The 16091-nt window shown below is 50.8% G+C and carries 15 protein-coding genes; 12 read left to right on the forward strand and 3 right to left on the reverse strand.

The features are described 5' to 3' along the window. Positions 1 to 11 precede the first annotated feature (11 nt). From V1572_RS12015 to V1572_RS12030, 4 genes are read left to right on the forward strand one after another with little or no spacing between them, the layout of a single operon-like run. Positions 12 to 2549, forward strand: coding sequence for a fimbria/pilus outer membrane usher protein (locus V1572_RS12015; protein ID WP_395299141.1), 2538 nt, complete (start codon positions 12 to 14; stop codon positions 2547 to 2549). 1 nt (position 2550) lies between these two features. Beyond that, positions 2551 to 3498 (forward strand): fimbrial protein, encoded by a 948-nt coding sequence (locus V1572_RS12020; RefSeq protein WP_111966852.1) that lies wholly within the window; start codon positions 2551 to 2553, stop codon positions 3496 to 3498. Between the two features lie 11 nt (positions 3499 to 3509). After that, entirely contained in the window at positions 3510 to 4022 is a 513-nt protein-coding gene (locus tag V1572_RS12025) for a fimbrial protein (protein ID WP_277718641.1), read from the forward strand. Positions 4023 to 4063: 41 nt separating this feature from the next. Then, positions 4064 to 4756, forward strand: a complete 693-nt coding sequence (locus V1572_RS12030; protein ID WP_395299142.1) for a helix-turn-helix transcriptional regulator — start codon at positions 4064 to 4066, stop codon at positions 4754 to 4756. On the opposite strand, the gene V1572_RS12035 is transcribed toward V1572_RS12030, so the two are convergent. Beyond that, on the reverse strand, positions 4721 to 5359 hold the full coding sequence (locus V1572_RS12035) for a winged helix-turn-helix transcriptional regulator (protein ID WP_072061296.1): 639 nt from the start codon (positions 5357 to 5359) through the stop codon (positions 4721 to 4723). The genes V1572_RS12030 and V1572_RS12035 overlap by 36 nt on opposite strands. Before the next feature lie 88 nt (positions 5360 to 5447). After that, positions 5448 to 6110: a winged helix-turn-helix transcriptional regulator gene (locus tag V1572_RS12040; RefSeq protein WP_048027568.1), complete on the reverse strand. Its 663-nt coding sequence runs from the start codon at positions 6108 to 6110 to the stop codon at positions 5448 to 5450. Between the two features lie 408 nt (positions 6111 to 6518). Here V1572_RS12040 and V1572_RS12045 point away from each other — a divergent pair, with 408 nt between their 5' ends. The 8 genes from V1572_RS12045 to V1572_RS12080 all read left to right on the forward strand — a co-directional run bounded on the left by V1572_RS12045 (position 6519) and on the right by V1572_RS12080 (position 13749). Beyond that, on the forward strand, positions 6519 to 7037 hold the full coding sequence (locus V1572_RS12045) for a fimbrial protein (protein WP_045910295.1): 519 nt from the start codon (positions 6519 to 6521) through the stop codon (positions 7035 to 7037). A gap of 61 nt (positions 7038 to 7098) precedes the next feature. Further along, positions 7099 to 7776, forward strand: a complete 678-nt coding sequence (locus tag V1572_RS12050) for a molecular chaperone (RefSeq protein WP_395299143.1) — start codon at positions 7099 to 7101, stop codon at positions 7774 to 7776. 40 nt (positions 7777 to 7816) lie between these two features. Next, positions 7817 to 10357, forward strand: coding sequence for a fimbria/pilus outer membrane usher protein (locus tag V1572_RS12055; protein ID WP_395299144.1), 2541 nt, complete (start codon positions 7817 to 7819; stop codon positions 10355 to 10357). A gap of 8 nt (positions 10358 to 10365) precedes the next feature. Next, positions 10366 to 11289 (forward strand): fimbrial protein, encoded by a 924-nt coding sequence (locus V1572_RS12060; RefSeq protein ID WP_262805512.1) that lies wholly within the window; start codon positions 10366 to 10368, stop codon positions 11287 to 11289. An 11-nt stretch (positions 11290 to 11300) separates the two neighbouring features. Continuing rightward, a complete protein-coding gene (locus V1572_RS12065) occupies positions 11301 to 11810 on the forward strand; it encodes a fimbrial protein (RefSeq protein ID WP_045910298.1) in 510 nt (169 codons plus the stop codon). Between the two features lie 54 nt (positions 11811 to 11864). Beyond that, positions 11865 to 12374, forward strand: a complete 510-nt coding sequence (locus V1572_RS12070) for a fimbrial protein (RefSeq protein ID WP_196346182.1) — start codon at positions 11865 to 11867, stop codon at positions 12372 to 12374. A gap of 43 nt (positions 12375 to 12417) precedes the next feature. Continuing rightward, positions 12418 to 13104, forward strand: a complete 687-nt coding sequence (locus V1572_RS12075) for an EAL domain-containing protein (protein WP_395299145.1) — start codon at positions 12418 to 12420, stop codon at positions 13102 to 13104. A 3-nt stretch (positions 13105 to 13107) separates the two neighbouring features. After that, positions 13108 to 13749 carry a LuxR C-terminal-related transcriptional regulator gene (locus V1572_RS12080; protein ID WP_395299146.1) on the forward strand — a complete coding sequence of 214 codons (642 nt, stop codon included), beginning with the start codon at positions 13108 to 13110 and terminating at the stop codon, positions 13747 to 13749. A 66-nt stretch (positions 13750 to 13815) separates the two neighbouring features. Here V1572_RS12080 and fdhF read toward each other — a convergent pair whose 3' ends face one another. Further along, positions 13816 to 15966: a formate dehydrogenase subunit alpha gene (gene fdhF / locus V1572_RS12085; RefSeq protein ID WP_262805516.1), complete on the reverse strand. Its 2151-nt coding sequence runs from the start codon at positions 15964 to 15966 to the stop codon at positions 13816 to 13818. Positions 15967 to 16091: the final 125 nt, after the last annotated feature.

Below are 16091 nucleotides of genomic sequence, written 5' to 3' on the forward strand. Positions count from 1 at the left end.
GGTCATCCGCAATGAAAATACAACATCATAAAGTACGACGCCTGGCGACACTCATCGCTCTGGCGATGACGGGGTCTTCTCCCACGCTTTATGCCAGCGAAACGTTTAATACTGAACTGGTTGAGCTGGATAACCCAGGCATGGGGAAAGCCGATTTATCCGCGTTTGAAGCAGGCTCTCAGGCGCCGGGTACGTACCATGTTGATATTATTCTTGACGATCGGCTCATTGAGACCCGGGATATTACCTTTGACGCAGCGAAAACGCCCGACGGAAATGACGTATTACAGCCGTGCCTGAGCATTGAACAATTAAAACAGTGGGGCGTGAAGACAGCGCTGTTTCCTCAGCTGGCCTCGGCGAAAAGCACCTGTGCCGATCTTATGGCCATTCCGCTGTCCTCGACGGATTTCCAGTTCAACGCGCAGCGTCTGGTTATCAGTATTCCGCAGGCCGCTATCGATATACCGGCGCGTGGCTATGTGCCGCCGGAAATGTGGGACGAGGGTATCAATGCCGCCATGCTCAATTACAGCCTGAGCGGGGCCAATACCTGGGCGAAAACCGGTGAGGCTGCCAGAACTGACAGCCAGTATGCCAACCTGCGTCCGGGGATCAACATTGGGCCGTGGCGCCTGCGCAACTACACAACCTGGTCCCGGGAGGCGTCGGGTCAGGATAAATGGGACACCGTATACACCTATGCGCAGCGGGCTGTTATTCCCCTGAAGGCGCAGTTGACATTCGGCGACAGCTCTTCCCCGGCTGACGTGTTTGACAGTATACCTTTTCGCGGCGGTCAGTTGGCATCCGACGATGACATGCTGCCGGATTCTCTGAAGGGCTACGCGCCCGTGGTTCGCGGTATTGCGCGCACGAATGCGCAGGTGGTGGTGCGCCAGAATGGCTATCAGATCTATCAGAGCTACATCGCCCCGGGGGCGTTTGAGATTACCGACATGTATCCGACGGGCGGTGCCGGGGATCTTGACGTGACAATCAAAGAGGCGGATGGAAGCGAACAGCATTTCACACTGCCTTACGCCTCACTGCCGGTGCTGCAGCGCGAAGGACGTCTGAAGTATGCCATCACGGGCGGTCAGTATCGCGCCTACAACAGCAGCGTGGAAAAGACGCCTTTCGGGCAACTGACAGGTATTTATGGTCTCCCGCATGGCCTGACGCTATACGGTGGCGTGCAGGGATCGGGCAAGTACCGCTCGTTCGCCGTTGGCGGGGGGACAAACATGGGGGATTTTGGTGCGCTCTCCACCGACGTCACCCAGGCCTGGTCTACACCGGATAACACGGCAAAAACCAGCGGGCAGTCCTGGCGCGCGCGGTATAGCAAGAACTTTATCGATACCGGAACGAACTTCTCGATTGCGGGGTATCGCTATTCGACCAGCGGCTACTACGGGATGCAGGAAGTGCTGGATTCCTGGGGAGACAGTGCCGCGCTGCAGGACAGGAGGCGTAACCGCGCCGAATTGACCATGAGCCAGACGCTGGGCGGGGATTTAGGTTCCCTGACCCTCAGCGCCGCGCGGGAAGACTACTGGAATTCGGGTAAATCGATGGCGTCCTGGAGCGTCGGGTATAACAACTACTGGCATAACATCAGTTATGGCGTGACCTGGACATACAGCAGAAACGCTAGCACAGCCTCTTATGGTACCGGGAGCAGCAAAACGTATGACCACGATCAGCTTCTGGCATTTAACGTCAGTGTGCCGTTGGATAAATTCCTCCCGCAGACGTGGGCAAACTATGGCATGAACGCCAGCAAGAATAATGGCACCACGCACAACTTGGGTATGAACGGCGTGGCCCTGGAAAACCATGCCCTGAACTGGAACGTGCAGCAGGGCTACGGTACGGACGGCGTCGACTATACCGGCAACATGAACGGTGACTACAAAGGTACCTACGGCGAAGTGACTGCGGGCTATGGCTACGACAGGAGCAGCGAGCGCCTGAACTACGGCCTGCAGGGGGGGATCCTGGCCCACGCGGACGGTATCACCTTTTCCCAGCCGCTGGGGGAAACCAATGCCCTGATTAAGGCACCCGGCGCCCACGAGGTGGATATTCGAAACCAGTCCGGCATACGAACGGACTACCGGGGCTTTACGGTAGTCAGCAATCTCTCCGTGTACCGTAAAAACGACCTCACGCTCGATCCAGAAAATATGCCTGACGACGTTGAGCTGGAGATCAATACGCGTACGGTCACGCCGACGCGAGGGGCGGTCGTCAGGGCTGATTACCTTTCCAAAGTGGGGCGCAAGGTGCTGATGACCCTGATGGACAACGGCCGCTTCGTTCCGTTTGGGGCGGTGGTGACGCTCGCCGAAGACGGTCGCGGTGGCTTTATCGTTGGCGATCGAGGACAGGTCTATTTAACCGGCATGAGCGAGCAGGGGACACTGATCGTGGCATGGGGAAATCAGTCCGCCCAGCAGTGTCGCGTGGATTTCACCCTGCCGAAACAGGCCACCTACGGTGGCGTCACCCTCATTAACGCCCTTTGCCGTCAGGAACTTTAAGATGAAAACGATGAAATTTATGCTGTTGCTCTGTTTTTTTGCGGGCTGGAATTATGCCCACGCCGGGACGTGCACGACGATCGTACCGCAGACGTCTACGCTGTCGGTAGGTACCCTCACCGTGCAGCGCGATGCGCCTGTGGGAACGGTGATATTTTCCGGGGCAGCGTCAAACACGGGATCCTATCTGACCGGCTGCAGCAATCCATTAATGCTAGGTTTTAGCATGCGTTATAACGGCGCCACGCTCAGTACCTATGGGAATCATGTTTACAACACCAACGTCAGCGGGATTGGGATCCGATTTTCATCGAATAATTATTTCGAAAACCCGAGCAATACCTTCTCATATAACGCACAAACCTCATACGTCGACTGGTATGGCGGAAAAATTGAACTGGTGGTGACCGGGCCGGTTTCCTCAGGGGCGCTCACGCCCGGCGTAATCGGTGTGGTAACCCTTCAGGGCAGCGACGCTATTTATCGCGATGGTCTGATAACGCAGTTGAGCAGCGGAACGATCAATGCCCTGGCGTGCACGATCAATACGCCACAGTTGACCTTCGCCATTGGAAATATACCTGCCTCTTCCTTTAACGCAGGCGTGGGAACGTCGCCGGCAGGGGCGCAAAATACGCAGAATCTCGGATTAAACTGCAGCGCCGGGACCAATATCAACGTCACGTTAAGCGGCATCCAAAACCCGGATATCAGCAATACCAGCGTGATGGCCCTTACGGGGCAGGGTAATACCGGAACGGCAAAAGGGGTGGGCGTTCAGCTCCTCTATAACGGTACTCCGCTAGCCATGAACAGCCGCCTGCTATTAAAACAGTCCGCGGGTGGGGTCGAAACACTCCCATTAACGGCCCGTTATTATCAAACGCTGGGGACCGTTCAGTCGGGAACGGCAAACGCCTCGGCCACGCTTAATTTAACCTACCAGTAGCCGGTGAGAAGATGAAAATATCGCACAAAAAAACTCTCCTGCTTGCCCTGTTGAGCTGGAAGGCGTTTTCCGCCGATGCGGTCAATATCGGCGTAACGGGAAATATCGTTGCGTCGCCCTGCGTATTTAACGGGGGGAATACGAATCTGGATATCAACCTCGGCAATATTCAGGCTTCCAATATGGTGACGCCAGGGTCCACGTCAGACCCGGTTGCGTTCGATCTGCTCTTTACAGGCTGTCCGCTGGGAACCCGCAGCGTCACGGTGACGTTCGCAGGAACCCCTGATCCCGCAACAGGCGCGGACTACTACATGAACAGCGGCTCGGCCACCGGCGTTGCCGTCGCCATGAGTGACGCCGCAACCGGCTCGCTTAAAGGGACGGGCTCCAGCATCACAAAGGCCATTGCGGCAGACAGCACTGCAACGATGCCTATGCAGGCCTGGGTAAAATCCGCTTCAGGCGGTACTACGCCTGGAAGCATCAGTGCCGTTGTCGTGATGACGATGCAGTACAACTGAATGTCAGTGATACCTGTTTATTAAAGATGTTGGTATGAACTATGTTAAATATTCTGATTCAGGAAACGGATCTGTTTTTTCAGGCTGGGCTGCAGGACTTTTTAGAGAGTTTTTTTAAGCATAACTTTCATCGCACTATCACATTTAATCCTGGCTTAACCCATGAAAATGTCAGTCAGGCCGATATTATTATCCTGTCATTATGTCAGGGTGAGACACTGACCTGTTTTCCCGAGTTACTGGCCCGGCAAAAAGGGATTGTGATAGGGTTCGTCGACGATGAGCAGCCGGTTTCGGCGTTGCCCTCCTGCTTTCAGGACATCATTTTACTTCCTCGCCGTGCATCGATTGATCGTATCAGTGGCGAACTGTTTATCGCGTGGTTCAGGACGCGACTACCGGGTTACACGTGGACTAATAGGAACTGTTTCAACTGCCAGCATAAAAGTTTATCCCGGCAACAAATTCGTATTATGGTGAATTTTTACAGAGGGCTGTCGGTTATGCAGACCGCTCACGCGCTTGATATGAGCGAGAAAACGGTCTTTACCCACAAATATATGATGATGCAAAAATTTAATCTGCGAAACGATTACGAGATGATCGCATTGCTGAGAAGGTTGATGGAGAAAAAGAGCCGGCCGAACCTGCTTCGCGAATTGCTGGAAAACAATGATGCACGACCAAGCAACTTTCTATCAAAATCTATCAGGCAACTTAACAATATTGAGTAACACTCCTCTTTGCATTTCGATATAGCCGCCTTCTTTTAATGCCGACAGTATGCGCATCACGCCACTACGGGAGAGGTGAGTTTTATCTCTGATATAGCTTTCTGCAGTAACGTTGAGTCTGAATGAGGATTCTTCGTTTGAGAGGGCATAAAGTTGTGCGCTTACAATGTCATAAGCGGAAGGTCCCGTTAAATCTTCATAACTGTGAAATAGCTTACCTGCCAGGCCCATCAGATGATATGCCAGGGGCTCCCAAAGGTTATGATTCTTAATTGTCTCATTAACAAAATCCGTTTTGAGGGTAACGATGTCACAGTTATTAAACGTTTTGATATAGCCGCGCATCTGGGTCTGATGCAGATTACTGAGGCCGATCACCGCGGGTCCTTGAACCGTTGCCATCGCTAAATCGTCGTTGCCGCGGTGAATCATGACGCGTCCTTTGAGTAATACATAACAGAGACGTTCATTGCCAACCACAAAATTTAATCGACGGCGTGGCAGCACTTTTTTCAAATCTGAACCGTGTTTAAGATAATCGATCAGCAATTTTGTCGCTGATGAAGGATCACATACCCATTTTGTGGAGAACTCATCGAGCATAAGTGCGCCTGTCCGTCAAACCTTCCAGTAGTCATGGGATTCAGTATAGCGTGGATCCTGCTGAGTCTTCCTGAGGCGCCAATTTTGTTCAGTATTTCAGCGGTAAGTGATTGATAGAAATCAAAATTCCGCGTTTAAGCTCAACGCATCCGGCATCCCGAAGATCTGCAAGAATCCGCATTATACCACTACGAGACAGGTAGGTTCTGCTTTGGATGTAATTCGCTGCGGTAATATTGCTGCGAATTCGCTCCGATTCGTTCATCAGCTCAAGCAACTGGAACCGGATTATCTCATATGAGGACATCTGCGATATCAACGTGCAATGCTCGTAAACGCGAGAAGCGGTGTAAATCACTAATTTGCATAAGCTTTCCCACAGTCCAAAACTCTCGATAAGCAGATTGAATCGTTCCAGTGGAAGGCGACTCATCACAGCATTTTCATTCACTCGGACGTAAAGGTTTTCGGTCTGAGAGAACTGATTACTGATCCCCATAATGAAAGTCGCTTGTTCAGAGTTAAGCACCATACCATCGCCTCGACGATTCAGCGTGACGCCGCCTTGATGAAGTATATAGCAGGTTCTTTTTTTACCGGAATGATAGCGCAGGATTTCGCCTTTATTCGCATTAAAACGTGTGGCAAAGGGAGCGATTTGTTCAATCATTTTATCGATATCACTCACGGGCTTGAATGCATGTGCAGGTGTAACCTCAGTAAATTCCCCCGTTGAAATTTTAGTATTCATATTAATCACTCCAGACGCTCTTTGAGTCAGTCAAAAAGATGTGTCAGGGATTATCTAACCGCGAAGAGTGTAAATAAATAATAGGTTGGTTTCATAATGGACCTAGCCATTAACAAATATTTAATATTCTGGCGAGGGGCGTTTAAAAGAATTTTTTCGCGTTAAGGAAATGTTAACATTAAAGTCTACGGTTGGGCTAAAAAGCATTTGTCGGGAAAATTAAACTTCTGTAAATTTCGCCTCAGCAAGTGAGAGGATGAAAACAAAGTTATCGAATAAATATCTTTGCGTTCTGCTTACTGCACGTTGGAAATGAGATATCTGGCGCAAAAAATAAATGGTCTAAATCCATCTGGATGTTGCCGCCTAAATTTCGGTAATTTATAAAGTTATTAAGGAAATTAAATCATGAAAAAGAATATTATTGCTGCTGCTTTCGCTGCGACTGCTGCTCTGACCATGTCTAATGCTTTCGCTGCTGCTGGTACCGTTAATTTCACCGGCGAAATCATCGATGCAGCGTGCACCGTTGACGCGGGTTCTGTAAACCAGACCGTTGATCTGGGCCGTTACAGCAAATCTGAATTTACCGCTGCTGGCGATAAAACCGCTGCGACTAAATTCTCTATCGTTCTGACCGACTGCCCGGCAACCGTAACAGGTGCAACTATCAAGTTTGACGGTTCTGCGGACCCAGCAAACTCCAACCTGCTGGCTGTAACCGGTGGCGCAACGGGCGTTGCTATTAACCTGATGACGGCTGATAGCCAGGATCTGCCGTTGGCGGGCGTAAACAGCCACGTATACAGCCTGGCTGAAACTGTACCAAACACACTGGACTTCTTTGCTCAGTACGAAGCAACGTCTGCAACTGTCGGCGTAGGTCCAGCAAACGGTGTAGCTAACTTCTCCGTTAGCTACCAGTAATCTTCCTGACCGGAAACATATATGAGGGCCGGTATACGGCCCTTTTTTATCGAGGTGTAAAATGAATTTTCTTAGCAAAACTTTAATTGCCTGCGCAGTAATTTCAGCAAGCGTGTCCTTTGCCAATGCGGGTGTCATTATTGGCGGAACGCGTGTCGTCTATGATGGCAATAAAAAAGAAGCTTCCATTGATGTTAACAACCCGGATAAGACGCCGTACCTTATTCAGTCGTGGGTTGAAACATTATATGGTGGCGCTGAGAAAGCTCCTTTTATTATCACCCCTCCGTTGTATCGACTCGATGGTGGCCAGCAAAATATTGAGCGTGTCGTAGTGACCGGCAACTTGCCACAGGATAAGGAAAGTCTTTACTGGCTAAATATTAAAGCGATACCGTCAGCGCCCAAAAAAGATAATACGCTGCAAATTGCGATCAAAACGCGCATTAAGCTGATTTATCGTCCGGCAGGATTAAAATCTCAGCAGCCGCAGGAGCTGAGTCACAAGTTAACCTGGCGCCGCAATGGAAACCAACTTCAGGTTACCAACCCAACCAGCTATGTCATTAACTTCAATGAAATCAGTCTGGGCGGTAAAAAAATTGAAAATGTTTCGTATGTACTTCCTGGGGAATCAATGAATTTCACGCTGCCTGCTGGCGCTAACTCAACCTCTATTAATTATAAAGTCATTAATGATTATGGGGCGGTGAGTGACATGCAAAGCGCAAGCTTGTGAAAATAATTGGTTTTGGAATGTCGTTTCCAAGGTGACGTGAATGATGATAGTAAGGGAATATAATAATTTTAAACCTGCGCGATTGGCTTTATTAATTGCATTTGCCCTTGCTGGCTCAATGCAGAATGCCATGGCGCGTGATTACTTCAACCCGGACCTGGTTGAACTCGATAATCCGCAAAATGGGGGTAAAGCCGATCTCGCTGCGTTTGAAGCGGGCTCGCAGGCGCCGGGAACCTATCACGTCGATGTGATGCTGGATAACGAACTCGTTGATACGCGAGATATCGAATTCAAAACCTCAGGTGCTCCCAATGATGAGGGGAAATTAGAACCTTGTCTGACCGTGGAGCAGCTTAAAGAATGGGGCGTAAAAACCGAGCTGTTCCCGGCGCTGGCAGTGGACAACGAGCGTTGTGCGAACCTGCACGCGATACCTTCCGGATCCACTGAATTTCAGTTTGGCGCGCAGCGTCTGCTTATCAGTATCCCTCAGGCGGCAATTTCTCGTCAGGCCCGCGGATACGTTCCACCGGAACAGTGGGATGACGGAATCACGGCTGCACTGCTCAACTACAGCCTGAGTGGGGCCAATAACCGCTCGCGCAACGGGAGCAGTGATACCAGCAACACGCAGTACGCTAATTTGCGTCCGGGAATCAACATCGGGCCATGGCGTCTGCGCAATTACACGACCTGGTCACGAGACGAAGATGGCAAGGACAAATGGGATAGCGTTTATACCTACGCCCAGCGCGCGATCGTACCGCTAAAAGCACAGATGACGCTCGGGGACAGCACTGCGCCTGCTGATGTTTTCGACAGCATGCCGTTCCGCGGTGCGCAGCTGGCCTCCGATGATGATATGCAACCCGATTCACTCAAAGGGTACGCACCCGTCGTCCGCGGTATCGCGCGTACCAATGCGCAGGTTATTGTCCGTCAGAATGGGTATGAGATTTATCAGACCTACGTTGCGCCTGGCGCCTTCGAGATTACGGATATGTATCCGACAGGGGGGGCTGGCGATCTGCAGGTCACGATAAAAGAGGCCGACGGTAGCATTCAACAGTTTACCGTTCCCTTTGCGTCACTGCCTGTACTGCAACGAGAAGGGCGATTCAAGTACGCCGTCACGGGTGGGCAATATCGTTCCTACAACAGTAGTGTAGATAAGACGCCGTTTGCGCAAATTACGGGCATCTATGGCTTACCGTATGGCTTAACGGCTTACGGCGGTGGTCAAACGTCCAGCCACTACCAGTCGGTCGCTGCCGGTATGGGTAAGAACATGGGAGATCTCGGCGCAGTTTCTGTCGACGTCATTCAGGCATGGTCCACCCCACAAAATCTGCCGAGCGATAGCGGCCAGTCCTGGCGCGCGCGCTACAGTAAAAACTTTGTCGAAACTGGTACTAACTTTGCTATTGCAGGCTACCGCTATTCGACCAAAGGCTTTTACGGAATGCAGGAAGTGCTTGATTCCTATGGCGATAACGGTGTGATGCAAAACAGACGTCGTAACCGTATGGAACTGACGATGAACCAGTCTCTGGGCGGTTCATTAGGTTCGATCATGGTGAGCGCCGTTCGCGAAGATTACTGGAATTCCGGGCGAGCAATGGAGTCCTGGAGTCTGGGGTATAACAATTTCTGGAACGGCATCAGCTACGGCCTGACGTATACCTCCACGCGAAACGGCACGCCAGGCACCTATGGTAACCCGACAAGCTATGACAAAGACCGGATGGTGGCCTTTAACATTAGCGTGCCGCTGGATAAATTCCTGCCGCAGACGTGGGCAAACTATAGCGTCAGTAACAGTAAAAATAGCGGAACGACCCATACGGTTGGCATCAACGGGACCGCGCTGGATAACAATGCCCTGAACTGGAACGTTCAACAGGGGTACGGCAGTGACAATGTCGGATACAGCGGCAACGTGAACGGTGATTACAAGGGTACCTATGGTGAGGTGACGGCCGGATACAGCTACGACCAGAATAATGAGCGTCTGAACTATGGTATTCAGGGCGGCGTCATCGCGCATGCTGACGGCGTGACGTTATCGCAACCGCTGGGAGAAACGAACGTCCTGGTAAAAGTCCCGGGGGCGAAAGGTCTGACGGTGCGAAACCAAACGGGCGCGAAAACGGACTATCGGGGATATACAACGGTAAATAACGTCAACGTCTACCGTAAAAACGATATTGTAATCGATCCAGAAAGTATGTCCGATGATGTAGAACTGGATCTCACGACCCGAACCGTTGTGCCAACGCGTGGGGCTGTTGTTCGCGCTGAATACACTGCCAACGTCGGTCAACGTGCATTATTTACGTTATTGCGTGGTAACGGAAAGCCTGTTCCATTTGGGGCGATTGTCAGCGTCAATGGGATTAAAAACAGTGGCTTTATTGTCGGTAATAATGGACAGGTTTATCTCACAGGCTTAGGCGAAAATATCGACCTTATCGCTCAGTGGGGGGAGGGTAGTGATAAACAGTGTAAAGCCTCATATATTTTAAAACCTACCGATGTTAAAAATAACATTGCGGTTGTCAGTACTGTCTGTCGATAGGAAAGAAAATGAATGCATTTAAATATTATTTGCTGTTGCTTTTGACATTAATATCCGTAGAAAGCTTTGCAGGCTGTACGAACAATATCTCTGCGCAAAACTTTAATTTGAATTTTAGTACAATTACTGCGCAGCGCGATGTGGCGCCGGGAACGGTTGTCGCTGCACAGTCGGGTATTTACAATGTGAATTTCTCATGTACTGATTCCACGAATAATTATCAGGAAGCGATGAGTGGTAGTTCCCTTGGGAATAGCCTCTATGATATAGGCGTAAGTGGATACGGCATTCGTGTGTCAGAAAATGATTCAGGCGGCGGTTTCCACCATTACTTTCCGATGTCATTTACTATTGGCAGCTATAGTGCTTCTTATATGTATAAAGTTGAGTTGGTCAGGACTACCGCTCCAGCTGTATCGGGTGCACTTCGCAGTGGACAAATTGCTAACATATCTATTTCAAACCAATTTTTCATTGCGACATGGAACATTACTGGAGGAAGCATTACGACACTTGCCTGCAGTCTTTCTTCGGGCTCGCTGAGTTTTCCGATAGGTAATATCCCTGCGACAAGCTTTGGCTCAACAGTGGGTACAACGCCAGCCAATGCTCAGGTTGCCCAGAATCTCGGATTGAGCTGCAATCCTGGCGCAAATATCAACATTTCTTTAAGTGGACAGCAAAACCCTGATGTGGCCAATACCAGCGTTTTAGCCTTATCGGGCCAGGGCGGTCCGGGGGTGGCACAGGGAGTGGGGGTGCAAATATTATATGGTGGCACACCTCTCAATCTTAATAATACCGTTTTCCTTAAGCAATCTGGCGGTGGGCTGGAGTCATTCCCAATCGTAGCCCGTTATTATCAAACTAAGACGGCAGTGAGTCCAGGTACGGCGAATGCAACCGCAACATTAAATATTACTTATCAATAGGAGGGTAAATCATGAATTTTAAACTTATGGCTATTGCGGCGATGGTATCTTTTTCATCCATGGCGGCTGATACGGTAAATATTAACGTTACGGGTACTATTGTTGCTTCTCCTTGCGTAATCAATGGAGGAAGTGCCAACCTGAACGTGGATTTAGGTTCGACTATTCAGGCCTCTACACTTGCCAGTGCGGGAGCAACCTCTACCCCCGTGGCATTTACTCTTCCGATAACAGCATGCCCTGTAGGAACGAGTAGTGTGCAAGTAACCTTCAGCGGAACGCCGGACCCTGTCGCAGGTGCCAACTATTATAAGAGCACAGGGACCGCGACTAACGTAGCGGTGGGGCTGTATCAGGCCAGCAATGGCAATCTGTTGGGGAACGGGAGTTCTGTGACCCAAACCGTTCAAGGCGATCGTACCGCCTCGTTAGCTATGCAGGCAAAAGCTTATTCTGCATCGGGTAGCGTCATGCCGGGAACCATTAATTCCGTTATTGTTGCCACCATGCAATATAACTGATTAATTATGATTAAAGCTGAACGCCCGCTTATAAGCGGGTGCCAGAGGTGTGCTATGTTTATAAAAAATTATTCGGTCGTATTGGTTTTTTTAACCTTACCGCTAATGGGTAGAGCGGACTCCAATATTAATATTTCCGGCCAGGTCATTGCCAGCCCGTGTGTCGTTGACACGGGCACCGTTTCTAAAGTGGTCAATCTGGGGGAAGATACCAAGCAGAATCTCATTAATGCCGGTGATGGGGGCGTCTGGTCTGACTTTGATCTGCTGGTGCAAAGCTGCCCTGCAGGCACCAGCAGCGTAACGGCCAAATTTACCGGTAATGCCGATACGCAAGATCCCACCGCATGGAAAAACAGCGGGACCAGCAACAATGTTGCATTACGTATCGCCAGCAGGGATCATGCGACAACATATAGCGTAAACAGCACAATGCAGGTGAATGTCGATAGCAGCACGCGCAGTTCAACATTTCCGCTGTCAGCGAGAATGTTTACGCCGCAAGGAAATTCCACTGCCGGAACGTTCCTGTCGGTAATGAACGTTGATTTTACCTATCAATAACGGCTGAAATATCTTTTCCAAGAAAAATAAGTTTGAGACTTCCATGCTGATAAATTCCTTGCTTGAGCATGCTATATGTGGTGTTCGGTTCCAGCCTATCTATTCTTCACAGGAAAAAAAGATAAAGGCATGGGAAATGCTAAGTGCCTTACGCCAGGGGATCGACTGCGAAACCTTTTTTGAAAAGATGTCTTTAAATGCTAGCTTTCGTTTATTACGCTGGCAGTTGCGTATAGCTTCTCTGTGTGTAGACAGTGAAGCCTATTTTATTAATGTGCCTGCGAAATTACTCTGCCGTTCAGTTTTGATTGATGAACTATTGCCCAGCCTGCACTCTGGCATTGTTATTGAGATACAAGATCCCTGTAATTTTATTTCATTGTCAAAAAAAGAACAGGAGGTTTTTTACTCCATGCATCAAAAAATAAAAAATACAGGTGCAAAGATATGGCTGGATGATATTAAACATGAGCATTTGTCACTGCTGGGTGAACGCATTTGTTTATTTGACGGTGTCAAGGTAGATAAAATGAGCCTATGGGAAAACAGAGGTTCCCCATGGATATTAAAGTCAATGATTGCCTACTGCTCGTTGATGGTAGAGCAGGTGCTTATAGAGGGCATCGAAGATAACGAGCTACTTGCATTGGCTCAGGGTACAGGATGCAATTTAATGCAAGGATTTCTTTGGCCTGAGAAAAGGTTCAGTATTGATTATGTCCCGGTCTGATAAATGATAAATGTTTTAATTAAAGAAGAAGATTTTTTATATCACCATAGCCTTAGGTCATTTATTGGCGATTTTTTTAAAAATGAATATGCGAAAAATGTCCATTTTCTCAACGGCTATGTGCCTGAGGATATTGCCCGGGCGGAAATTATCGTTTATGCGTTCAGTAAGGGTGAACACCATACCTGCTTTCCAGAATTAAAAAGTGCGCGTAAATGCGTCATCATTGGTATTACTGAAGCGGAAGAACCGTCATCATCATTTTTACCGTTCTGCATTCAGCAGACTTATTTTGTATCACGCTCAGCACCACTCTATCTGTTGAAAAGGGTATTCCGTCAGGCATGGGTGGCCTACAGTGCGTCAGCTATCCCTGTCTTTTTAAAATCCTGTGAAAGCTGTAAGCATAAAACGTTATCACAGCGCGAACTCAATATTATGGCCGGTCTTTACAAGGGGGAATCCGTCAAAAACATAGCCAGAGAGATGATGCTCACGCCAAAGACGATCTATGCCCATAAGTATGCTGTTATGCATAAGTTCAACCTGAGCAGTGAACACGAGTTGCTTGAGCTCCTGAACCGCTTACTGGAAAAACGCTGTAACCCCAATTTGTTTCGCGAAGCATTAGAGCAGTTTCGTTAGTGTTTACCCGGCTCCAAAAACACTTATCCTTGGGCCGGGTAGACCAGAAGCTACAGGGTGTTTCCCTTAGATATTCACCGCGTTAATCAGCCGCGACTTCATGGACTGATACGCCGACGCGGCATAGTCCTCCGCCCAGCGCTGGTCCTCAATCGCCTCCAGCTGCACCGCGCAGTACTTCGTTTCCGGGGTTTTGGAGATGGGATCGAGGTTGTCCTGGGTCAGCTCGTTGCAGGCACCAATCCACCACTGATAGGTCATATAGACGGCCCCGGCGTTGATACGCTCGCTGATGCTGGCGCGGGTAATCACTTTTCCGCGACGTGAACGTACCCAGACCAGCTGCCCGTCAGTAATGCCCAGCTTTTCTGCATCGGCAGGGTTCATTTGCACCCGACCCGGCTCGTCGGCCAGGCTTTGCAGCGCGGCGCAGTTCCCGGTCATGGAGCGGCAGGAGTAGTGTCCCACCTCGCGTACCGTACACAGCACCAGCGGGAAATCCGCATCCGGGGTTTCCGCCGGCGCGCGCCACGGTGCGGCAAAGAGTTGCCCTTTACCGCTCGGCGTGTCGAACTGATTGTCTTTGTACAGGTACGGCGTACCGGGGTGATCCAGCGTCGGGCAGGGCCACTGCACGTGGCCCATCTCGCCCATTTTTTCATACGTCACGCCGTAGAAGAGTGGGCACAGCGCGCGCATCTCATCCCAGATCTGCTGGTTGGAGTCATAATGCATCGGGTAGCCCATCTCGGTGGCGAGCAGGCTGATGATCTCCCAGTCGCGCTTCACGTTGCCGCTGGCGTCGATGGCTTTGCCAAAACGCTGGAAGCCGCGATCGGCACAGGTAAAGACGCCGCCGTGTTCACCCCATGAGGTGGCCGGGAGCAGAACGTCCGCCACCTCTGCCGTTTTGGTCATAAAGATGTCCTGAACCACGACAAAATCGAGCGCCTCAAAACCGCTGCGCACCAGGCCGAGATCGGCTTCGGTCTGAAGCGGGTCTTCCCCCATGATGTAATAGGCTTTGACCTTGCCTTCCAGCGCAAGGTGCGGCACTTCGGTAATGCGCGTCCCGACGCGATCGTCCATCGCATTGACGTCAATTCCCCAGGCGTCGGCGAACTTCTGCCTGACCGCCGGATCGGTCACATCCTGATAGCCGGGGAACATATTCGGCAGAACGCCCATATCGCAGGCACCCTGGACGTTGTTTTGACCGCGCACCGGCCCGACGCCGACGGCGGGGCGACCGAGATTCCCGGTCAGCAGCGCCAGGCTGGACAGCCCTTTGACCACATCCACAGCCTGTCCAAACTGGGTCACGCCCATCCCCCACATCACGGTGGCGGAAGGGGCCGCCGCGAAGGTGCGCATTGCCTGGCGGACGTCACGGGCGGGGATGCCGGTAAGATGTTCGACCTTTTCCGGCGCATAGTCTTTTACCGTTTGCCGGTAGGCCTCAAGCCCCTCCGTAAAGCGCGCCACGTAGCTTTTATCGTACAGCTCCTCTTCCAGCAGCACATAGCCAAAGGCGTTCACCAGCGCCATGTTGCTGCCATTTTTCAGCTGCAGATGTTGGTCGGCAATACGCGCCGTTTCAATACGCCGCGGATCGCAGACGATAATTTTTGCGCCGTTTTCACGCGCTTTCAGCACGCGGCGGGCGACGATAGGGTGGGAGTCCGCGCAGTTATAGCCAAAGACCAGCAGGCATTTTGAGTTTTCAATATCGCTAATGGAGTTGCTCATCGCGCCGTTACCGAGCGTTTCCTGTAAACCGGCGACGGACGGGCCATGACAGACGCGCGCACAGCAGTCCACGTTGTTGGTGTTCAGCACTGCGCGGGCAAACTTTTGCATCACGTAGTTGGTTTCATTGCCGGTTCCGCGCGACGAGCCGGTGGTCATGATCGACCGCGGCCCGTGCTGCGCTTTAATACTGCTGAGCCTGTGGGCGGTGTAGCGGATCGCCTCTTCCCAGGTAACGGGGGTGAAGGCTTCGCCTTTGCGGTAGCGGATCATGGGCTGGGTGAGGCGAGGGGTGAGCAGACGGGTATCGTTAAGGAAGTCCCAGCCGTAAAATCCTTTCAGACATAAGGTGCCCTGGTTTGTGACTCCCGCTGCTGCTTCGGCACGGATGATACGGTTATTTTCAACGACAAGGTTCAATTTACAGCCTGCACCGCAGTACGGGCAGACGCTGGCGATCTTTTTCATCAATAACAGACCTGTTAAGAAATGAAGCAAAGTTGACTGGAAACCCAGTCCCGTATGCGGAGGTAAGCAGGAACCGTGCCAGGTTGATTTAGCGTGGATTACAGGGCGTTATGCGGGGAGGGCGC

This window comes from Enterobacter quasiroggenkampii (assembly GCF_043972695.1).
Classification (GTDB): Bacteria; Pseudomonadota; Gammaproteobacteria; order Enterobacterales; family Enterobacteriaceae; genus Enterobacter; species Enterobacter quasiroggenkampii.